This is a genomic window from Synoicihabitans lomoniglobus (genome assembly GCF_029023725.1).
Lineage (GTDB): Bacteria > Verrucomicrobiota > Verrucomicrobiia > Opitutales > Opitutaceae > Actomonas > Actomonas lomonigloba.
This window is the reverse complement of the sequence record NZ_CP119075.1, coordinates 4,535,982-4,557,465: the sequence shown is the minus strand read 5'-3', so window position 1 is coordinate 4,557,465 and position 21,484 is coordinate 4,535,982. Positions and strand designations below refer to the sequence as shown.

The window sequence follows — 21,484 nt, the reverse complement described above, 5'->3', positions numbered from 1 at the left end:
CTCCGCCCTCAGCGCGGAGCGGTCGCTTCGCGATGGATCTCAACGGTGCGGTGATAGAACCCCTTGCGCGCCAGCAGTTCTTCGTGCGTGCCCGTTTCGCAGATACGTCCCTCGTCCATTACCAAGATGCGATCGGCGTTGGTGATGGTGCTGAGGCGATGCGCGACAATGAAGGTGGTGCGACCGCGCACGAGTTCGGCGAGGGCCTGACGGATTTTCTCTTCGCTCTCGATGTCGAGCTGGCTCGTGGCTTCATCGAGGAGCAGGATCTGCGGATTAATTAAAAACGCGCGCGCGATGCCGAGGCGCTGACGTTGTCCGCCGGAGAGTGTGCCGCCACTTTCGCCCACCAAGGTGTCGTAACCTTGGGGAAGTTTCTCGATGAAATCATGGGCGTGGGCGCGGCGGGCGGCCGCTTCGATTTCGGCGTCGGTGGCATGCGGCCGACCGTAGGCGATGTTGGCGCGCACCGTGTTCGAAAACAGGAAGACATCCTGTTCCACCAGACCCACGATGCGGCGGAAACTGGTCAGCGAGTAGGAATCGAGCGGCTCACCGTTGATGGCAATGTGACCATGGCTCGGTTCGTGCAGGCGGGAAAGCAGTTCCAGCAGGGTGGTTTTTCCCGCGCCGCTGCGGCCGACGATGGCCACGGTTTCGCCTCCGGTGATTTGGCACGAAATCTCGGACAGGGTATCGTGGGCGTTGTCGGCGTGACGGAACGAGAGCCCGTGCAGCGTGATATGGTCGATTACAGCAGGTGCCCGCCGCCGCGATGACGGGCCGGTGTCTTCGACGGGTTGATTGAGCAGATCCGTAATGCGGTGCAGCGCGGAAAAGTTTTCCTGCAATTGATCGAATGAGCGCGCGAGTTTGCTGAAAGGGGAGAACAGGCGCACCGCCAGCATGGTGATCGCCATGACATCACCCAAAGTGGCGAGGTCCTTTACGACCAACAGACTGCCAATGACGATGATGACGAGCTGCACGATGGCCCCGAGAAACATCCATCCGCTTTCCAAAATGATCTGGAATTTTTTGGCCTTGAGGGCGTTGCGGGTCAGCGCATGCAACACCCGGGTGTAAGTGCGCTCCCGTTCTTTTTCGCGGCGATGAATGCGCGTGGTTTTGAGTCCCGCAAACGTCTCGGCGGTGCACGCGGCCAACTCGGCCTGATTGCGCAGCACGGCGTCAAAATACGGGCGCGCACGCACGGAAATCGTATGCGTCAGCGCAACCAACGGCACGACCACGATCAGGCCGATGACGAACAAGGTCTGGTTGACGAAGAAGATCGCGCCGAGGGTGGCGACGATCTGCAGGATGGCGTTGGCGGGTTCGAGCAGGGCGCGATGCACGATCTGGCTGAGGACCGAGGTGTCGTGATTGAGCCGGGCGACCATGCCGCCGGTGGTGAGTTTGCCGAGGGCGTCGAGGCGCAGTCGCAGCAATCGTTTCAAGACGCGCAGACGCAGTCGTTCGGTCACGCGGTAGTTTAGCGCGGCCCCCTGGAAGGCGCGGACGTAGTCGCAGCCCCACCCGAAGACCAGCACCAGACCCAGGGCCAGCCCGACCTGGATGAGCATGGTCACGCGGTGGTCGACGGAAAGCTCCGGTGCGAGCGCGATATGATCAATGACCCAGCGATAGATGATGGGCCGGGCCAAGTCGGCGGCCGTAACCAATGCGGAGAGCGCGAGCACGAACGCGATCTTGGCGCGAAAGGGGTGCAGCAGGTCCCAGCAGGATGCCAGCTCGGTGCGGCTTTTGCGCAGCTCGGACCAGAAAGTTGCGAAGGAAGTCTTCACGAGGCGGGAACGGACAGTGGCGACTCCACTCTTTTTAGCCGCGGCGATGGCGGGCCGGGAGCAGGGGGCGATAGGTGGAGAGGAGTTCGGCCAGGAGCGTCATGGCAGAGTCGCCCCACCGGAGGTTCTGGTTGCGGCCATCCCAGTCGACGGTGTCGTAATGTTTAGCGGGGACGCCGCGGCCCGCGAGTGATGCGAGCGCGGCGCGCAGTTCGCGCAGGGTGTTCGTGCGACCGGAGTGCGCGAGCACGTAGTCGCGGGGCGCGAAGGTGCCGAGGGTGTCCAACATCGCGGGAATGGCCTCGGCCAGGGCAGTGGCGGTGGGATCGAAAAGTCGGCCGGTTTCTGCGGTGACGTGTTTGCGGGTGGGCACCGAGGTGTCGGTCGGAATCAACATCGGGCGATCGGCCGCCAAACATTCCATTTTGAAACGCGGGTGTCCCTCGAGATGAGTAGTGAGTAACCCGATACGGGCCCGATTGATCCAGGCGTTGATCGAGGTTTTGTCATGAGGCGGGGGAGAGTCTCCCTGAGGGTCGGGATAGGGGAAATGAATATTGGGCGCTTGGCGCCGGGCGCGATCCAGACAGTCCTGACGGTAGGCCTGCTCGTCGGCGCTGCCCCCGTGTTCGAAGTGACCGAAGTGCACGAACCGCACGTTCGGCAGGCGGGCGGCGGCGTCGATCATGAGCTCGATGCGTTTGCGCGGGCTCCAACAGGCGATTTGAATCACATCGAAATCGGGGGAGACGTCGAGTGGCCGAAACGCCTGCTCGTCCACGAAGTCGCCGCCGGAGGCTTCGATCAAAACCGCTCGAGGGAAACAACTCCGGATCAGGGGCAGGGTGCTGCTGTCCTCGACCAGTTTGATATCCGCCGCGACGGAGGTGTTGGGTCCGTGCCACCCCTTGCGTTCGACCAGCAGGAACAGCGCTTTCAGCTCGGGGTGGAGTTGGAGGACCTGGTCGACTTGGTTGAGCACCAACACGCCTTTGGCCACGTGCCGACCGATCCGGCTCGGGGCCTGCAACATGAAGGCGCTGACTCCCCCCGGATTCAACGGCGCCCGAGCGGCGAGGCGGGCCTTGATGGGCATCGGCACGAGGCGGGATCGCAGCAGCAGGCCGGTGAGTTTGAATCTCATCCCGGCCGGGCGGGACGGTGAAGGGGGCGAAGGAGGCAACGGTGAAAGGGGGGGGCGGGGGCTAATCTTCGTGCAACGCGACCGAGGGGTGGACGCGGGTAACACGACGGGCGGGCACGAGGCAGGCGACCAAGGCCACCGCCGATAAAAAGACCGCCACGCCGAGCAGGGCAAGGGGATCGATTTCAGTAAACCGCGGCATGAGGCGATGCAAAACCACATTGAGTGCGACGGCCCCGGCCAGACCCAGCACCACCCCCACGGCGATGAGACGAGCACCTTGGCGCATGACGAGGATGACAATATCGCGGGGGCGGGCCCCCAACGCCATGCGGATGCCGAACTCGTGCGTGCGCTGCGCGACGAGGTGGGCCACCACGCCGTAGATCCCCACCGTGGCCAGTCCCACCCCGAGCAGGCCGAACAGATTCAGAATATGGGCGGCAATTTTCAGGTTGTGCAGGCTCCGCTCCAGCAGTTGATCGGTGGTGGCCAGATTTTCCGCCAAGAGTCCGGGGGCGAGGCGGTGGAGGGCCTGGCGCACCGGTTCGATTTGAGCGGCGGGTCGATCGCTCCGGAGCGCGAGCAGCACCCAATCCCAATTTTCGTGGGCTATGGGCTTGTAGACGGTGAACGGCGTCGCCCGCTCGTCGAGTGACGCGACGGTCTGCACGTCGCCGACCACGCCAATGACCTCGGCCCAGACCGGCACATTGTTCTCCATACTCGCGAGTTTTTGGCCGATGGGATTTTCGTGCGGCCAAAGTCGGCGGGCCAGAGCAACGTTGATGACCACGACGCGCGGATCGGTGGGCCCGATATGGGATCGAAATGTTTGGCCCTGGACCGGCGCCAACCCGAGCGTGGCGAAGTAGCGGGACGATACGACCACGTGAAACGCCACCGGGAGGTTCTCAGCGTTGGTCGGATCCTGTCCCGGCACCAGCACCCGTCGCTCACTGGAGTAGCCGAAGGTGGGCAGCGACGTGGATACGGCCGCTTCGGCGACGCCCGGCAGCCGCGGCAGTTCGTATTCGAGCAGCTCGAACAGCTGGAGACGTTGAGCTCGGGTCGCGTAGGTGGTTGCGGCCAGGGGCAGCGGCACGCTCAGCACGTGGTTCGCATCCCATCCGGGATCTTGGGTGGTGAAATTGGCGAAGCCGCGCTGCATGGTGGCGGCTCCGCCCAACAGAATGAGCGCGAGCGCGATTTCGACCACGATGAGCGCGTGACGCGTCCGGCGGGCCTGACGATTGCCGGAGGACGAGCGTCCCTGGCTTTTGAGCGCGGAGTTCGGGTCGATCCGGGTGCTCATCCACGCCGGCCCGAGGCCAAAGGCCAGGCCGGTGAGCAGCGCGAGGAGCAAGGCGGCGGAGATGATCGGCGCATTCAGTTCCAGCGCCAAGGGCTGAGCCGACCCGCGCACGAGCAGTCGCCGGGCGATTTCCTGGTTGAGCCAGGCGGCCAGCCCGAGGCCGAGTAATCCGCCGCCGACCGCCAGCAGCAGCGGTTCCATGAGCTGGTCACGCAGTAGTTGTCGTCGGCTCGAACCCAGGGCCAGACGAATGGCAAATTCCTTGGTGCGTTCGCTCGATCGGGCGAGCTGGAGGTTCGCGAGGTTGGCGCAGGCGATGAGGAGCACGAAGCCCGCGAGTCCGGTCAGCAACCAGGAAACCTGGCCGGTGAGGCGGTGGGTCAGCGCGATTTGCAGTGGCTCGGCTTGAAAACGAAACGGGTGGGGGTAGCGCTGCGGATAATTCGCACGTTGGGTGGTGGCGAGGGTGTCGAGCGCCGCCTCGATTTGCGTGCGAGGGGTGTCCGCGCGCAGCCGGGCAATCAGGGAGAATTCGCGCGAGGGGTGTTCGGCCCACGCCGCGACGGTGAGATCCACGGGCCGCCAGATTTGCACGGTTCCCCACAATTTGGGCCACGCGAACGCGGCGGGCAAGACGCCGATGAGGGTGACGGGTTCGTCGTCAAGCCGCACCACGCGCCCGATGATATGGGGATCCATGCCAAAGCGTTGTTGCCAAAAAGCGTGACTGATCAGCGCGACATCGCTGCGTCCATTTGCCACATCCGCGACCGTGAAGGTCCGACCGATCTGCGGCGCGGTCTCGAGGGTGGCCAGGAGCTCCGGCGTGCCGAGCACGGTGTCGACGTGTTCGTCCGATTGCGCATCCACCGACAACGTGGCGCGGTGCCGCGAAAAGGCGAAAGTCGACGCGGTTTCGCCCAGCTGATCCTGCAAATCACGAAATTCCGCCGCGGTGAATTCCTTCGTGCGATCCGTCCGGGTGTGGCGCGAAAGGAGCACGAGTTCCTCGGCCCGGGGGTAGGGGGCCTGTCGATAGATCAGGGCGTCGACCACGCTGAACATGCACACGTTTACCCCGATGCCGAGGAGCAGTATCAGCAAAGTGGTGACGGTGAACCCGGGGGCGGCAACCAGACGTTGTAGAGCGGGGCGAAGCACGGGGGTAAATTCGCGAGTATGAACCAAATAAATGGATCACGTGTTGGCCTTCTGTAAGGAGGTCCGCATACAAGCAATTGGGGAATAGCCAATTAGATGGTAAAACTATTGACCGGCGACCCGGGCGGGAGAAATCGAGCGGGCGGAGCCGACGAAGGGGGGCGTGCTGCAATCGAGTTGCGCACATGGCGCTTGCCGCGAACTGATTGCCCCGCAAAACCAGTGTCCCCCTTACCCCTTTCCGCCGCTCCCCATCGTCGGCGTAGCTGACGCGATTGCCCCATTCCAGATCAGCCGTATGATCACGCTCATCACCCCCACGACCGGACACCCGCGACTGCGCGAAGCGGTGCGCAGTGTCCAACGCCAAACTCAGCCCGATATCCGCCACCTCGTGGTGATCGACGGTGAAGCGCGTCGGGCGGCTGCCGAGGCCATTTTGGCGGAGGTCAATTTCACCGGACAGATCATGGTGGTGCCCGAGATCACCGGTGGCGAGGGGTTCAACGGCCATCTCATCTACCTGACGGTGCCGTTTTTGGTGAAGACCGAATTCGTCGCGTTGTTGGATGAGGACAACACGTTCGAGCCCGACCATTTTTCGCGACTGTTGAGTTTGTGCGACGAGCATCGCCTGGACTGGGCGTATTCCCTGCGTCAGGTGTTTGCCGATTCCGGCGAGCGGCTGCGGGACGATTGCCAGAGTCTCGGTTTTTGGCCGGCTTATGCGGGAGCCTATCATCACATCGACACCAGTTGTTATTTCGTGCGGCGGGAGGTGTGGAAGCGTGGCATCGCCGTTTGGGACCGACCGTTTAAGCCCGAGGTGCGCAGTCCGGACCAAGCCTTTTGCGGCTGGTTGATGCACCATTACCCACGCGGTTACACCAGCGGTCACTATACGATGAACTATTGGCTCGGCTCCAACGGCAGTGGCGGGGCGGAGGCGGAGGAACGCCGGCTGGACTACTTTCGCGTGGGCAATGCGGTGCAGGCCGAAGTTTACCGTCATTTCCCGTGGCGTTACGGCGTGCCCGGAACCGACGTCCCGTATGGTAACATGTCGGTGTCGTGCCGCGACTCGCAGTTGGCGCGCAAGTTTCAATCCCTAGTGCAGGACCTTCGCCGACCGGGTGAGACGAGTGCGGTCGAGAAGGTGGTTCCGCCGCGATGAAACCGCCCCGCCCAATTGCGGCACCGGTCCCGGGTGACGGCGCTCCGGTCACGTTGTCGGTCATCGTTCCGTTTCACCGTGGGTTTGGACAACTCAAGCAAACCCTGCGGGCCTTGCGCGGGCAGACCTACCCGCGGAGTGCGTTTGAAATCATCGCCATCAACAATGATCCCGACGAGGTGACGTTGCCTCCGTTGCAGGCCGAGTTCCCGGATGTGCGATGGCTGCAGGAAGAGGAGGTCGGCTCTTACTGCGCCCGTAATCGCGGGGTGGCGGCAGCTCGTGGCGAATGGCTGGCCTTCACCGATTCCGATTGTGTGCCGACCCCGGCGTGGCTGGCTGAAGGGGTTCGTATGATCCGCGATTCCGACTGCGACCTTTTTGGGGGGCGCGTGGATTATATCGACCCGAAAGGACGATCCAAAAATGCGGCGGAGTGGTTGGAGGAGGAATTCACTTTGTTGCACAAACAGCGCTGGCTGGTCGAAAATCTCGGGGTGGTGGCCACGGCCAATTTGTTCGCCCGCCGGTCACTCTTCGAGCGGGTCGGAGGGTTCAATCCCCGACTGATGTCCTTCGGCGATGGCGACTGGACGCGACGCGCGAAGGCCAGTGGGGCCCGGTTGGGCTATGCTGATACCGCCCTGACCCTCCACCCGCGCCGATCGCGGGTGGCGGAGTTGTTGACCAAGACGCTGAGAACCGAAGGCGACCGCATCAATTTCATGCGCTGCCATGGCGCGACGTGGCGCATGCACCTGGTGCAACTCTGGCGAAACTCAGCGCTCGATCCGCGATCGTATGTGCGGGCTTGGCGAGCCGGTGGGGAAGTTTCCCTTGGGATGCGACTGAAAATCGTGAGCCTGATGTTGTATCTCTCAGGACGATCCACGGTGGAAAAACTGCGCGTGCTGCTACGCGGCAAACCGATCCGGGGTTAGGCGTTTACGATTCATGCCTTCGCGCCTCCGATGGGCGGCGATTCCGACCGGTTTACGTTTAGGCGGCCCGCTGCTTGCTCAGCGGACCGGTCCCGGGTTTGCTGGGCCGCATGGCTTTAGCTACCCCTTTGGAAACCGTGCGTTGGGGCATCATCGGTGTCGGTGATGTCTGCGAAGTGAAGAGTGGTCCGGCGCTGCAAAAAATCGCCGGCTCCGAACTCGTTGCGGTCATGCGACGCAGCGGCGATCAAGCGGCCGATTACGCGAAACGCCACGGAGTCCCGAAGTGGTATGATGACGCCGACGCGTTGATCGCCGACCCCGACATCAACGCCATCTACATCGCCACGCCGCCCGGTTCCCACGAGGATTACACGCGCCGGGCCGCCGCCGTCGGCAAGCCCGTCTACGTCGAGAAGCCCATGGCGCGCAGCCACGCCGAATGCGCCCGCATGGTGCAGGTTTGCGCCGATGCCCGAGTGCCGCTCTTCGTCGCCTTTTACCGCCGCCGTCTGCCCAATATTCTCAAAATCGAACAACTGTTGCGCGACGGGGCGATCGGCGAGATCGCCCACGTGGAGGTGAAGGTCAACAAGCCGGTCAAGCCCGACATCGTGGGCGCGGCGCACGACCCGGCCAACTGGCGTCTCACGCCCGAGCTCTCGGGCGGCGGTTACTTTTACGACCTCGGTTCCCATCAGCTCGATGTGCTGGACTACCTGCTCGGTCCCATCGCGGCGGCGAGTGGTCTGGCCGCCAATCGGGGCGGCGCCTACGACACGTCGGCCGAGGACACGACCGTCGGCCATTTCCGCTTTGCCAGCGGGGTGCTCGGCCACGGGGCGTGGTGTTTTTGCGCCTCGGACCAAACCGATGAGGAACTCATCACCATTGTCGGCACGGCGGGGGAGATTCAGTTCGATTGTTTCAGCGGCCACCACGTGGAGCTGCGCACCGCCGACGGTATCCAGAAACGTATGACGTTCGATATTCCCGCCCACATTCAACAGCCCCTGCTTCAGACCATTGTCGATGAACTCCGCGGCCAGGCCGACGCCTGCCCCAGCACGGGCGTTTCCGGCGCGCGCACGGCGTGGGTGATGGATCAACTTTGCCAGCGCGCGGATTGAGCCGCGTCGTCGGTGACGGGCTTACAACGTGTCGGTGCGGAAGGGCGCGGCGGGCAGGCCCTCGCCGTTGACGAGGTTGACGTCGAGGTGATCGCGCCAGGCGTAGCGCACGTAGAGTGGATTCATCACGCCGGGCGCGCTGAGCAGCACGCGTTTGTGGTCGAGTCGCGCGGTCGCGGCGTGGAACTCGCCGTTTTTGCCCGCGATTTCAAAGCCGAGCGGAGCCTCGTCGTCGCGGGTGTGGAGCCCTTTGGCATGCGTGAAGGATACGGCGACCTGGGTGTCCTCGAAGACCGCCGCGGCAAACGTCGGGCCGGAGTCTTCGACCGGGCGGCCGTAGTCGCGGGCGAGGGCCAAACGAGCGAGCCGGTCGCCGACATCCTGTTTGTTGCGCGGGTGGATGTCCTTGGCGTCGCCAATATCGATGATGACGGCCTGGCCGGTGTGCGGGAGTTCGAGGGTCTGGGTCTGGGCTTCACGCAGAAACGCCCAGCCGTCGTTTTCAGCGCTGCCGAAATTCGCGAGTTGCACCCAATAAAAGGGCAGATCGGGCTGCTGGAACTGCTCGCGCCATGACGTGATCATGGCGCTGAACAAGGCGCGGTAGGTCTCGGGTTGATCGGCATTGGCTTCGCCCTGATACCAAATCACACCGCGCAACGCGGCCGGAGCGAGCGGTGCGATCATGCCGTTGTTGAGCACCGCCGTGTGGTTTTCCGCGCCGGGCGTCCAGGGAGCGGAGGGGGCGGGTTCCTCGGAGTTCTCGCCCACTTTGACTGCCGCCGTGCGCCGGGTTTCCCACTCGATGAGGCGCTCCTGGTAGGAGGCGAGTTGCTGGGCGAACCGATGGTAGGAGACGGCTTGGTGTGACGCTGCCAGCACCCGGGTTTCCAGGCTCTGCAAGGCGGAGGGCGGTAGCCAGGCCTCGACGGGGGTGCCGCCCCAGTTGCTGTTGACGAGGCCGATGGGGACGTTGAGTTCCGCCTGGAGTTTGCGGGCGAAAAAGTAGCCGACGGCCGTGAAATGCGGCGCGGTGTCGGGCGTGCACATCGTCCAGCTGCCGCGCGCCTCCGTGATGGGATCGCGGGCGATGCGACGCTCGATCTTGATGTGGCGGATCAGGGGGTATTGTGCGGCGGCGATTTCAGCTTCCGCGTCGTTCGCGTTGCGCAACGGCCACTCCATGTTGGATTGGCCTCCGCAGAGCCAAAGGTCGCCCACCAGAATGTCGTCGAGCACGATCATGGTGTCGGAGCTCACGGTGAGGGACTGCCCGGACGCGTTGGCCGGCATCGGGAGCAAAGAAACGAGCCATTTGCCCTCGGCATCGGCGGTGGTCGCGACCGCTTGGCCGGCGAAGGAAACCGTGACGATTTCATCGGGATCAGCGGTGCCCCAAATCGGCACGGGTTGGTCACGCTGCAAAATGGCATGATCGGTAAACAGTGGCGCGAGAGTGACTTCAGCCGATGCCCCTGAGGCGAGGGCTGCAAGGATCAGGCAAAGGGGAGGGAAGCGAAAATGCATGGGGAGTTCCTGAGGTTTAATGCTTTCTAACGGCACTAAGTTCGATCGAGTTTAGGGGATATTGCCTACTTTCGGGTAATAAACGGAGGGAAATTTTTAATCCAACCGCGCCCGGTTCGGGTCAGACGCCTGCGACGCCCCGATTTTTCGAGGGGCGCAGTGGGTGCAACCGACTGATATTAGAGGCTTTGCAGGTAGGCCAGCAAGTCTCTCAGCTCGGGCTTGGACATGAGCAACCCCATCGGCGGCATCGCCGACATGGCTGGCGTGCGCTCGACGATATCGGAGGCCGCGATCACGCGAGTGGAGTCGTCGGCCAATTGCAGGCGAACCTGTGTCGCCGATTCTTCGATCAGGGTGCCGCCGACCGTTTCACCGTCGGCGAGGGTCACCGTGGTGAAACCATATCCCGGTGCGACGACGGCGTTGGGTTCGATCAGCGATTCCAGCAAATAGTGGGCGGGCTTGGCCCCGATGCCCGCGAGGGCCGGACCCACCGCGCTGCCTTCACCCCGAACGCGGTGGCACAAGGTGCATTGCGCGGATACCGAAGTTTGAAAAATGGAGCGACCGCGAACCGGGTCCCCGCCGTGCAGTGTCTCGCTGAACGGAGCCAACGGATTGCTCGCGTCCTTGGTTTTCTGATACGCGGCCACTGCGGCGGTGACGGCGGGATCGGCGGAATCCCCGGCTGATTCCAGCACGTCGAGCGCGAGCGCCGGGGCCAGTGCGCCGCGCTGCAATTGTTCGAGCGCGGCGAGGCGCAACGGGGTGCCGATGGCATCGGGTTGGTCTGCCAGTGCGCTCAAAGCCGTTCGCACCTCCGTCACGTTGTTGCGCTCCAGCGCCGCGGTGGCGGCGGCGGCGAATTCAGCGGGCGCGTGCCGGGCCAAAACCCGCAGTGCCGCCGCTCGCACGTCGGCGTGGTCCGATTGCAGCGCGGTGCGCGTGATGGAGAGCAAATCGGGCGGCGCGAGGTCGGTAAGGGTTTGCAGCGCGAGCGCCGCCAGCGCGCCGTCCTGTTGAATGATTGCCGTCAAATTGGCGGGATCCTGCAGCAACCGGTAGGTCGCGGCGGTTTGCCACGTGGCTTCGGCCAACGCAAAGTCGGCGGACTGGCTCAATGCCGTGAGCGTAGCCTCGATCGCCGGAGCGATGGGCGCGGCATCGACGACAGGGAGGACCCGATAACGACCTTGCACGCTATCGAGGCGCGGAGGCTCCGGCCAGGTTTTGAGCAGATCCAATGCGAGCAGGCGGAGTGGTTTGGGTTGGTCTTCGCGACCGGCGATCGCCGCGACGGCCGACGCTCGATCGACCGAGCGCAAATGCACGGCGGCGCCCAGGGCACGGCGCAGAGTGCGTTCATGCAACCCGTCCGGCTGCGCGAGCAGGTCGGCCAACGCCGGCAGGGCGGCCACGATGGGGGTGTCATCGTAGATTGCGCTCGCAGCTTCCGCGACGACCAGAGGGTCGGCATCGGCCAAAAATACGGCCACCTCGCCGGCGTGTTGACGTCGCAGCGCCACCACCGCGCCCATCCGCACGGTCGGCCGGTCGTCCGTGGCCAACGCTGCGAGCTGGGCGGGTGAGGCGCAGCCCGCGAGCCCCATGACGGCGGCGTGGCGATGGAACGGGTCATCGCCGTCACGAGCGAGGTAATCGATGAGCGCGGGCGCGGCGGTCTTGGCACAGAGTCGGCCGAGCGCGATGGCGGCGAAAAAGCGCGGGCGATCGGCGTCGTCCTGCAGCAACGCTTGTAAAGCGGGCGCGACCGCGCGGCGCGTTTTCTTGGCTTCCCCCAAAACCTTGGCGGTCTGGGCGCGGATTTCCGGATCAGCGTCGCGCAGCAAAGCCACGCGCGAACCACTCGGCGCGATGCGGCCTTGGCGCAGGAGTTGGCCGAGTCCCCAGATGGCGTGAACGCGGGCGAGCGGGGGCGAGCTCTGATCCTTGGCGACCTGAAGCAACGTGCGTGAGCGCTTGCGGCGCACGAGTTCGAACTGGGCTTTCATGCGCACGCGTTGGTCGGCGTGACCGAGCGAGGTCGGCAAATCGCGGGAGGGCGTTTTCCGCCAGTTGGCGGCGATCAGTTCCGCCGTGGTGCGGCGCAGGTCGGAGCCAGCCTCGCGCGGGTCGTCGAGTTTCCAGACCGCGCCCTTTTCGTTCATGGCGTAGCCGTCGGAAGACCAGTCGGCGAGGTAGAGCGCGCCGTCGGGGGCAAAACTGATTCCCGTCATGAGCACGCCGCTGGCGACGGTGTGTTCGTCGACCATTTTAAAGGCGGCTCCATCCGGCTCGGCCTTGAAGGCGAAGAGATTGCGGGACGGAAACGCGGACATGAAAAAGTAATCGCGGTAGCGCGGATTGAGCGCCGTGCCGGGGTTGTGCGCGAAGCCGGCGGGACCGTCCTTGTAGGACTGCAGCGGGGGCAACAGATACGCGGGCTGGCCCGGGTGGGCGGGAATCGAGAGCCCTTCGTCCATCCACGGTTGGTAGTCGTCGCCGCGATACTGCCAGTAGGTGCGCCAGCCGGTATCGGAGCCCTCCGGCACGTAGACGAAACGTTCCTTTTCGCCCTGCATGTCGCCGTCGTTGTCCACGCCGAGAATGTTGCCGAGGTCGTCGAAGGCCGGCTCCTGCAGATTGCGCAGACCGGTGGCGAAGATCTCAAATCCGGACCCATCGAGCTCGCTGCGGGCGATGGCGCCGCTGTGGGGATTGGCGAGGGTGCGACCGTCGGCGGTCGTGACGTTCATGCCGCGATCGGCGACCGAAACGTAGAGCCGGCCGTCGGGCCCGATGATGGCGCCGCTGAAATTGTGGCCGCCGTATCCGAGGTGCAGCGAGAAGCCGGTGGCGAGCACGGTGCGGTCGTCGGGGATGCCGTCGCCGTCGGTGTCGACCAGGCGCAGGATGTCGGGCTCGACCGTAGCGTAGAGCGCACCGTCCCACGCGGCGAGACCCGCGGCGATGCCGGTGATTTCGCTGTTCTCGGTGGCGTTGAATTTCACCGTCACGTCGGCCGTGCCGTCGCCGTCGGTGTCTTCGAGGCGTGAGATCTGGTCGGCCAACAGGTTCAGATCGTGCCAGTCGAAACTGCCGTCGCCGTTGGTGTCTTCAAAACGGTCGGCGTAGGTGGCCGAGTTTTCCGGCGTGAGCATGCGATGAAAGAACGCCCGCTTTGCCTCGACCGAAGTGAGACTAAGATCGCTCTCGATCCACTCCTTGAACCGGCGGATGTCGAGATCGGCCGCCTGACGCCGGACGACCGAGGTGGCGTAGACCCGCCCCTGTTCGTCGACCGTGACGGCGACGACGTTGCGCACCATGGGTTCGTGCGCAAACTCCGTCAGTTCGAGCCCGTTCGCACCGGGCAAGGGCGCGGCGGCCGCGATGTTGACGAGACACGGGAGGAGAAGCGTCAGGCCGAGCCAAAGACGGGAGCGCATGGGGCAGGTGAGCTGGCGGAGAAGAATCAGGCGGCGAAACCGGCGAGCACGCCGCGCAGGTAGGCGATGGAGCGTTGCATGCCGGGCACGGGGTTGCTGGCGTCGATTTCGTATTCGAGATTGGCGCAGCCCGAAAAGCCCTGGCGTTGAAGTTGGCGCAGGAAGGCGGCGATCGGCAGCAGACCTTCACCGACGACGCACTGGCTGTCGCGTTCGGTGGCGACCTTGAGGTCCTTGATATGAATATCGAACAAGCGGGGGCCGGCGGCGGCGGCCTCGGCCACGATGTCGGCCCCGGCGCGCGTGGCGTGGCCGATGTCGAGGCACACGCCCATGCGCGGGTCCATGCCCTTGAGGTGCTTCAACGCATCGCTGGCGGCCGGGTATTCCTTGTCCTCCGGACCGTGGTTGTGGATGGCGATCTTGATATCGTATTTCTTGACGAATTTTTCGATGCGCGGGAGGGCCGCGATCAACGGCGAACACACCATGACCGGCATGCCGGCGGCCTTGGCGTATTCGAAGTATTGGCGGATATCGTCATCGTCGTCCTTGCGCAGGGCGATGTTGCCCCCGCCGATGATGGTGAGACCGGCGGCCTCGTATTTGGCGCGGGCGGCGGCGAGATCCGCGGCACTCAGCTCGTAAGGCAAGTGAAACGATTTGAGGCAGAGCCAAGGCGTCTGTAGCGCGTGCATGGCATCGATGACGCCATCGACGGGGAGTTGGCGCAGCGAGTAGCTAGCCACGCCGAGCCGAAACGGGATCCCCGTCGTCTTGGTGGCGTCGGCCACGGGAGTGGTGGCGGATGCGGTCCGAGCGAGCGCGACGGAAGCGGCGGCGAGGCCGGCGGTTTTGAAAAAGTTGCGACGAGATGGGGTAAGAGAGGAGCGGGGCATGACGGTGGGGGAAGTTAAGCGACGCCGAGGTCGCGGGTAAGCCCAACATCAATAATCCAGATGAACTGTTTTGCCAGTGGTTTTGCCAGGGACAGTTCGAACGCGTGCGAGCGGTTGGTCATCGTTGAATCATCGCGGCCGCAGATCTTTACCCGATACCGGAGACCATGACGGGTTGACCCGATGGCCCGTCGAATTCGGTTCCGGCCCTGGCAGCAATAGCTTACCGTTTTTGCTGTGATCATCATTCGCCCCACGCTCAAGCTGGCCGCCAAATTGAAGCTGACTCCATTGGAAGAACATCCGCCGACGGCGGGATCATGGTGCGACTGGTGTGTGCGCAGTTTTATGGCGGGCCGTAAATCTCATCTCATCTTCAGTCACACCGAGTCGCTTTATTCGATCGTGGTGCCGCAGCGCGGGGTGACGAACGCGAAGGGCCTGCGCAGAGCCTTTGCGACGGGTATCCACCAGCACCTCGATTTGCCGGCTGCCGCGCAACATCACGTGAGTGCGCTGCTGGTAGCGCTGACCGATTGCCACTTCGCGCGCGGCCATGACCGAGCCGTGCTCGGCTCGATCAACGACCTGGCATGGATCGCGGAGAACCATCTCCTCGCGGGAGACTCGCTCACCCACACCAACCAGCGCCTGAACGAAGCCCCGATGAGTCTCCTCGGCATGGATTCCCCGAAGGAAGCGCTGATTCGTCTGGTTTGAGCGTTTTCCCGGTCGCTGGAAATCCCTCCAGTCAGTCTCGCCACGAGGCACAAAGCCGGACCCAGTCCTGCGCTCATTCCGGTTCCCCCTTGTTCGTTAGAACTACGTTGCGGCGACGTGCTAGAATTTCTTTCAGATGGGCGAGAGCGATGCTCCGCTTACGGACGATTCCCTCCGCGGTGTTTAGAGGTAAGCACTCGCTGAACTTCAGGTTGTTCAAATATTCTTCGGAGACTTGAAATGCGGCTCGGATATCCGCGGGAATCAGTCGTTCTATCTCGTTTAACAGGCGTTGAACGTCCGTGGTTCCCTTAAGCGTGACGGCGAAATCCGTAGCCCTGACATCGCTGATTCCAAGCTGAATAAGTAGATCCGCGATTCCCGCATTGAGCACGCTTCCAGCAAAGGTGAACCAGCTGATCTTGTTGTCCTCCTGCGCGACGAGGACCGTATCACCTTCGCGATTGAGCACCTCGTAATCTTGCCGGAGTGACGCCATTTTCTCCTTGGCTCGTGAACTCCAACGCTCTGGTTCTTCGCTCCCCTTCAGCAACGCCTGAACGCCTTGGCAGAGAGCGAACGGCATTCCGAACTGAGAACTGATCCACTGGCGCTTGCCCTTCTCTTTCGACGGAATCACGTAGGCGATTCGCTTTGGCCATTCGATGGATTCCACCACCCAACTTCGCCCACCCAGCGACAACACCGCCGGCTCATTTTCGCGATGCCGGACAAACGCGATCTGGTGAACCGTGCCGAGTTCCTTCCTGCCGTGTAGCACCCGAAACAGGGGTGGTGACGTGAACACTGAAACCAGCTCAATGAAATGTCTCCTTCCGTAACGACTGATTCCCTCGTCCCCGAAGCTGAGCCTCACTCCGTCAGAAAACAAAATCTCCTGGGCCAGCAGATGATCCATCACTTCGTTGAACTCGGCATCGGTTACTCCAAAAAACGGAGGAAGACGCGACACCCAGTCCTTCCAGTCCTGGACTCCGATTCCTTTTTCTTGCAGCGAGAGCGCCATCAACTGCTGGGCGAACAAATGCAACGGATGCTTCGGCGGCTGCACGGGCTCCACGAATCCACCTTCCCAGAGCTGCAACAGCGCCCCCGCTCGGAGCAACGCGGTTTCGCTGGTGGCCAGAAAGAGGCAGTTCCGAACCGCTCCTTCCCTTCGTCCCGTCCTCCCCAGTCGCTGCAGAAACGAGGCGACCGAAAACGGCGCATCGATCTGAATGACGCGGTCCAAATCACCGACATCAATACCCAGCTCCAAAGTGCTCGTGGCGACGATGACGCAGTCCTGAGCCTCGGCGAACGCCGCCTCCGCCGATCTGCGTTCCTCCGCGCTCAAGGAGCTGTGGGAAAGAAAGCAGGATACTCCTAGCTCTCTGAGCTCGTTTCCCAACAGTTCCACTCGCGCCCGGCTGTCACAGAAAACCAATCGCTTCTCTCCGCGAAAAATACGCGAAATTACAAGCGCCGCATTCTCAATGCTGCCGACATAATCCAGCTGCACATCCGTCCGAATAGTCGAGGTCTCGGCCGGCGGACTCACCACCCTGCGGTTACCTTCGCAGTGACCGGCCAACCACTGGAGTAACTCGTCTGGATTACCCACCGTTGCCGACAGTCCGAGTCGCTGCAGCTCACGGCCCGCCAATCGCCCAACCCGCTCCAAAACAGCCAACATGTGCCAGCCCCGGTCATCCGCCGCAAACGCGTGAATTTCATCAATCACAACGATCCTAACGGACTTCAGCATTTCCCGCCCATCGGGATGCGCACTGATCAACATGACCTCCAACGACTCCGGCGTCGTCAGCAGAATGTCCGGGTGATCTGCATGGACCTTTTTCCGTTCCGAAGCTCTGACATCGCCATGCCAGATCCCGCAGGTTCGCCCGACCATCGCACAGTATACCTGCAGTCGGATATGCAGATTATTCAGCAGCGCCCGTAAGGGGCAGACGTAGATTACACTCAATCCCGTCCAATTCTCCGAACACAGCTTTGACAACACCGGGAAGATCGCCGCCTCCGTCTTTCCTCCCGCCGTCGGCGCCAAAAGCAAGCAGTGTTCGCCCGCGAGAATGGGTTCGATACTGCGCTCCTGCAAGGGACGCAGTCCACGCCACCCCAAGGTATTGACGATGTGGTGCTGGACCAGCGGATCCAGTTTCTCGAATCCGCTCACAGTTCGAGTTTAATGTCCTCAACCGATGACGCGGGCATTTGATTCCGCTCCTCCAGGTTAAGTTCATCCTGCTTGATGGTGAGACGGTAATCCTTCCGGGGATCAAAGCCGGGATGGAGCTCAACTCGATCGAGAATATCCACCACCAGTTTCTTGAGAAAGATACGCGGGGCTATGCCGGTCTTTCCGCCCAGCGTGCCGCTGACGCCTTTCGCCAAAGACTCGATCAATGCATCGTCTACGGTCGCGAGTATCCGATCCCTCACCTTCGAACCATCCGCGAAGATGTCTCGAAACTTACGTCCGACTTCGAGCAGCATATCGAAGTCAAACGCCCTCAGCCGAATTTGCGGCGCGCGCGGATTATCGAACCGCATTTCGGTATCAAAATCGGTGTGCAACCGCTGGGCCAGTGGCGGGAGTTTTTTAATCCCTTGCGGTCCTTCGAAGAACGCCGGCGTGCCCGTGATGATAAGCATGAGACCCGGGAAGCGTCCGGCATCGATTTCGTCGATCAACTGACGCAGCGCATTGAGCGCCTTCTCGCGCACATCCCCCCGGACTCGCTGCAAGGTCTCCACCTCATCGAGCACCAACACCATTCCCGGGTGTCCCGAATCCTTAAGCACCACGAGCAGACCTTGCAGGAAACTCAACGCGGCAAAGTGATCCACCTCACCTTTGATGTTAGCGGTCCGCTTCACTGCCGCCGCGACATTGGGTTGGCCGGACAGCCACGCGACCAGCCCTTCGGCGACTCCGGCATCTCCTTCGGCCAGCGCTGCACGATAGCCACGCAATGCAGCCGAAAAACTGGGGGACTGCCGCGATATCGCATTCAGGCGCTGCTCCATGAGTTCGTTGGTGGCGGCCAGGAGCGTGTCCGCATCATTGGCGTCCACTTTGCCATTACTGAGCACGTCCTCCTCCAGCACATAGAACCAACTGTCCAACACCCCGCGAAACGCTGCCGAGCGTGAGCTCTGGGTGGCGAGTCGTTCGATCATGCGCCGATATACGGTCTCCAGCCGGTGCAGCGGTGTTTCCGTCTCGGAGATCTGCACCTCCGCGGTGGCGAGATTCTGCGATCGGGCCCGCTCCTGCAGCCAACGGGAGAAGAACGTCTTTCCGCATCCGTAGTCTCCTCGCACGGCTTTGAAGGCACTTCCGCCCCCGGCTAGTTTCGCCAGATCCTGATCCATGGGATCAAGAAATTTGTCGAGTCCCACCGCCAGGACATCGAGACCGTCTTTAGGCACGGTTCCACGCCGCACCGCATCGAGAATTTCAGTGCGCTTCTTGGGGCTTAGGGAAGTCATTCGAGCTCAAACTGCGCCTTCAAGAGGCTGGTGTTCAGGGTGATGGTTTCGGCCGCACGGTCGAAGGAAAGCACTTCATAGCCGTCGACATTTAGAATCCGACTTACGTTTTGCACCAGTCCATCGATGCGGAACAGTGGCATGCCCAACGCCTCGGCTAGCGGCGCCTTCATGATCGAGCCCCCGCGGCGTTCGATCGTTTCCAGCAACGATGCGACGACCTGCTTTTGTGGCCCACCTCGCACCGCGAGTTTCGCCTGGGCTTGATAGATTGTCGTTTCAAACAACGCATCGACCCAGCTCGCTTCGCCGGCCGATTCGGTTGCGTCGGGTTGGTCGAACAACTCAAGCCCTTTGACGGCTGCCACCACTTCGACCTTGGGTTTCTTCGGTGCCACTTCGGCCGGAGCAACCGATTCGTCTGCTCCCGCCAATCGCCACCACGTGGGTTCATAGAACGGCATCTCTCTCCACCCGGTCGCCAACGTTTCGGTCGGTCCACTCAGAATGGCCAAAGGCACCACCACTTCCTGCGGGTTCGCCCCACCGTGGTAGCCTCGCTTCTTCTGGCCATAGCGAATGTCTGCGCTCCACGGCAGCACGATTTGCTTTTGACCAAGCGCCTGCTCCACCCGGCGTCCTTCAATATGAATCTCACCTTCGGCCAGTGCATCTGTGTTCAATCGATAGCGGTCACCAAAGCTACCTTTGGCCGACGGAAGTTTGGTGGATCCCAAATCCAGCACATGCCCGTGATCGCTCGTGAGCACCACCAGCCGTTCGGCATCTGCTGCCAGCTTGAGCAGTTCCCGGAGCGGCGTGATGCGATCAATCGACCACGTGGGAGCGTATTGGTCACCACCGTCCAATTGATCGTCGATCGCGTTCACCACCACGCCGACCACGCGCGACTTTTTGTCGCCGATGGCTTTCCTCACTTCGGACGCGATGCCGCCGTGACCCTCTTCCTGCAGATCGCCTTTGAGGAAAAGCTTGGGTCGGTTCGCGCTGCCCGAGGCTTTGAACAAAAACTCGTTGTTCTTGAATTCCCCCTGTTCGGTCCCGGATTTCGATGGAGATAGTTTCCCGAGAAACAATGCCCGCCGCGATATCTGCGTCACTGACGGCAAGGTCGCCAATACCGGTCTTGGTAAGCCGAGATCTTCGTTGGCAATCTCCGCCCAATCCTGCCGGGTGATGTCGCGCAACAGTTGCCGAAAGACCGCAACACTGAGCCCATCGAGCACGAGCAGCAGCACGGGTTGAGCCTTGGCGACCGGCACCACCACCTTCGTAAGCACATCCTCGATACAGATCGTGCGTTCGGACTGCTGCTCACTGCGCGTCCAATCCGCCAATTTGGTCGCAAAGTGAATCTCCTGCTCCGTCATGACGGCATTCACGTGTTGCAGCACGGTCTCGTAGGCGCCCTGCAGCGACGTTGAGATATCCGCCTCCCGCAGTCGGTTGCGTGCCCAATCGAGAAACCCACCTTCCCGGTGATAGGCTTCGGTCAGCTCGGGCAGACTGGTGGTGGATTTGGGTTCCACCCGACTCATTAGCCAACCGGTCAACCGCAATGCCATCTCCGCTCGTTCCAACCGATCAACCTCCGACGAGGCCAGGACGTGCCGATTGATGTGATCAAGACTCCCGCGCGCCTCCGCCACGTGTTCACCTTGAGGTTTTTTGATCGCCCGTTGCAGCGCCTCGCCCAGCCGGTCGAAACGGCCCTCAATCCCCGCCGCCGAATAGTCCGAAAGATAGGCGAATGCCGGCAGCTTCAGGTCAGCCAATAGGGCATCGACGCGCTTGAGCAGAGCTCCCGGGGTTGTTGCGTTAATCCCTTCGAGCCACGATTTGGCCACGGCTTCGGCGGCGCGGAACCAGGTGCGTGCGCTTTCAGCATCGATCACCTCTCCACCGAACGTTTTTTCCAGCCGAGCTTTGGCAGCGTGATACTCCGGCGTTCCTTTGAGCTCCGGCGAAAACACCAATCCCAACGTGAGCCCCAGCGGCACCAACTCGGCCCCGGAACCGGCTTCAATCGCTGCCACCATGAACCGGATCGACTCGCCTCGGGTCCGGGCAAACCAATCGACAAATGCTTGTCTCAGCTGCGGATCAAACGCCTCCAGCGCCTTCATTTTTTTGGGATCCGCAGACCACTCGAGCACTTGAGTGATACTCGGATCCGCAAACGAACTGCCGGTGGCCTGCTCGATCAGCACCGACCACGCGTGCTGCAAATCCAACGTGCCTCCGCCCACGGGTCGGTAACCACTCAGCGGCACCCGGTTGAGCAGCGCTTCCACCAACGGTTTCGTGGCCAGAACACGCGGGTCGATAATGCTGGCTGCGAAGAGCTCGGTCAGGATTTCACCCGCGTCGGGCGCCAGCACGCGGTTGCGCGCAAAGCGGGCGATTACGTCCTCCCCCAGTCGATCCGACGCGATCGAACAGAGCAGGATAATTGGCGACTGTTTCTCGGTGGCATCGTGCAACGCTTCACGGGCCTGCAGATCCGAGGCACACGAACGAATGAGGTGCGCGGTGCCGTCGATCTCCATGTGATCCGGGCCGGTCCACGTTCCATTCACGCGCAGCGCAAACGCAGTCGCCCCGTTGCGGACCTTCTTCCGCAACCCCGCAACTTGTGCACGTATCTGGCCTGCTGTGACAGTCGTCATATTA

Annotated in this window: 13 protein-coding genes; 4 read left to right on the top strand and 9 right to left on the bottom strand. The window is 62.4% G+C overall.

Going from position 1 to position 21,484, the window contains the following annotated elements:
- Positions 1 to 8: 8 nt before the first annotated feature.
- The 3 genes from PXH66_RS17500 to PXH66_RS17490 all read right to left on the bottom strand — a co-directional run bounded on the left by PXH66_RS17500 (position 9) and on the right by PXH66_RS17490 (position 5,428).
- Positions 9 to 1,808 (bottom strand): ABC transporter ATP-binding protein, encoded by a 1,800-nt coding sequence (locus PXH66_RS17500; protein WP_330928044.1) that lies wholly within the window; start codon positions 1,806 to 1,808, stop codon positions 9 to 11.
- A 34-nt stretch (positions 1,809 to 1,842) separates the two neighbouring features.
- The gene (locus PXH66_RS17495; protein WP_330928043.1) at positions 1,843 to 2,952 is read right to left on the bottom strand and encodes a glycosyltransferase family protein; all 1,110 of its coding nucleotides are present in this window, start codon (positions 2,950 to 2,952) and stop codon (positions 1,843 to 1,845) included.
- A 61-nt stretch (positions 2,953 to 3,013) separates the two neighbouring features.
- Positions 3,014 to 5,428 carry an ADOP family duplicated permease gene (locus PXH66_RS17490; RefSeq protein ID WP_330928042.1) on the bottom strand — a complete coding sequence of 805 codons (2,415 nt, stop codon included), beginning with the start codon at positions 5,426 to 5,428 and terminating at the stop codon, positions 3,014 to 3,016.
- 298 nt (positions 5,429 to 5,726) lie between these two features.
- On the opposite strand from PXH66_RS17490, the gene PXH66_RS17485 reads away from it, so the two are divergent.
- From PXH66_RS17485 to PXH66_RS17475, 3 genes are all read left to right on the top strand, one after another.
- The gene (locus tag PXH66_RS17485; protein WP_330928041.1) at positions 5,727 to 6,602 is read left to right on the top strand and encodes a glycosyltransferase family A protein; all 876 of its coding nucleotides are present in this window, start codon (positions 5,727 to 5,729) and stop codon (positions 6,600 to 6,602) included.
- On the top strand, positions 6,599 to 7,543 hold the full coding sequence (locus tag PXH66_RS17480; protein ID WP_330928040.1) for a glycosyltransferase family 2 protein: 945 nt from the start codon (positions 6,599 to 6,601) through the stop codon (positions 7,541 to 7,543). The genes PXH66_RS17485 and PXH66_RS17480 overlap by 4 nt, the downstream gene beginning before the upstream one ends.
- Before the next feature lie 110 nt (positions 7,544 to 7,653).
- The gene (locus tag PXH66_RS17475) at positions 7,654 to 8,673 is read left to right on the top strand and encodes a Gfo/Idh/MocA family protein (RefSeq protein WP_330928039.1); all 1,020 of its coding nucleotides are present in this window, start codon (positions 7,654 to 7,656) and stop codon (positions 8,671 to 8,673) included.
- A gap of 21 nt (positions 8,674 to 8,694) precedes the next feature.
- On the opposite strand, the gene PXH66_RS17470 is transcribed toward PXH66_RS17475, so the two are convergent.
- From PXH66_RS17470 to PXH66_RS17460, 3 genes are all read right to left on the bottom strand, one after another.
- Entirely contained in the window at positions 8,695 to 10,200 is a 1,506-nt protein-coding gene (locus PXH66_RS17470) for a sialate O-acetylesterase (RefSeq protein ID WP_330928038.1), read from the bottom strand.
- Positions 10,201 to 10,379: 179 nt separating this feature from the next.
- Positions 10,380 to 13,652 carry a DUF7133 domain-containing protein gene (locus PXH66_RS17465; RefSeq protein WP_330928037.1) on the bottom strand — a complete coding sequence of 1,091 codons (3,273 nt, stop codon included), beginning with the start codon at positions 13,650 to 13,652 and terminating at the stop codon, positions 10,380 to 10,382.
- A 26-nt stretch (positions 13,653 to 13,678) separates the two neighbouring features.
- Positions 13,679 to 14,551 (bottom strand): sugar phosphate isomerase/epimerase family protein, encoded by an 873-nt coding sequence (locus tag PXH66_RS17460; protein ID WP_330928036.1) that lies wholly within the window; start codon positions 14,549 to 14,551, stop codon positions 13,679 to 13,681.
- Positions 14,552 to 14,788: 237 nt separating this feature from the next.
- Here PXH66_RS17460 and PXH66_RS17455 point away from each other — a divergent pair, with 237 nt between their 5' ends.
- Complete coding sequence (locus PXH66_RS17455) at positions 14,789 to 15,271, top strand: DUF6933 domain-containing protein (protein ID WP_330928035.1); 483 nt, start codon at positions 14,789 to 14,791, stop codon at positions 15,269 to 15,271.
- Positions 15,272 to 15,344: 73 nt separating this feature from the next.
- On the opposite strand, the gene PXH66_RS17450 is transcribed toward PXH66_RS17455, so the two are convergent.
- The 3 genes from PXH66_RS17450 to pglZ are packed head-to-tail and all read right to left on the bottom strand — an operon-like array spanning position 15,345 to position 21,480.
- Positions 15,345 to 17,471 carry a DEAD/DEAH box helicase gene (locus tag PXH66_RS17450; RefSeq protein ID WP_330928034.1) on the bottom strand — a complete coding sequence of 709 codons (2,127 nt, stop codon included), beginning with the start codon at positions 17,469 to 17,471 and terminating at the stop codon, positions 15,345 to 15,347.
- Entirely contained in the window at positions 17,468 to 18,790 is a 1,323-nt protein-coding gene (gene brxD / locus PXH66_RS17445) for a BREX system ATP-binding protein BrxD (protein ID WP_330928033.1), read from the bottom strand. Before brxD ends, PXH66_RS17450 begins: the two co-directional genes overlap by 4 nt.
- Positions 18,787 to 21,480, bottom strand: a complete 2,694-nt coding sequence (gene pglZ, locus PXH66_RS17440) for a BREX-2 system phosphatase PglZ (RefSeq protein ID WP_330928032.1) — start codon at positions 21,478 to 21,480, stop codon at positions 18,787 to 18,789. The genes brxD and pglZ overlap by 4 nt, the downstream gene beginning before the upstream one ends.
- Between the last annotated feature and the right edge of the window lie 4 nt (positions 21,481 to 21,484).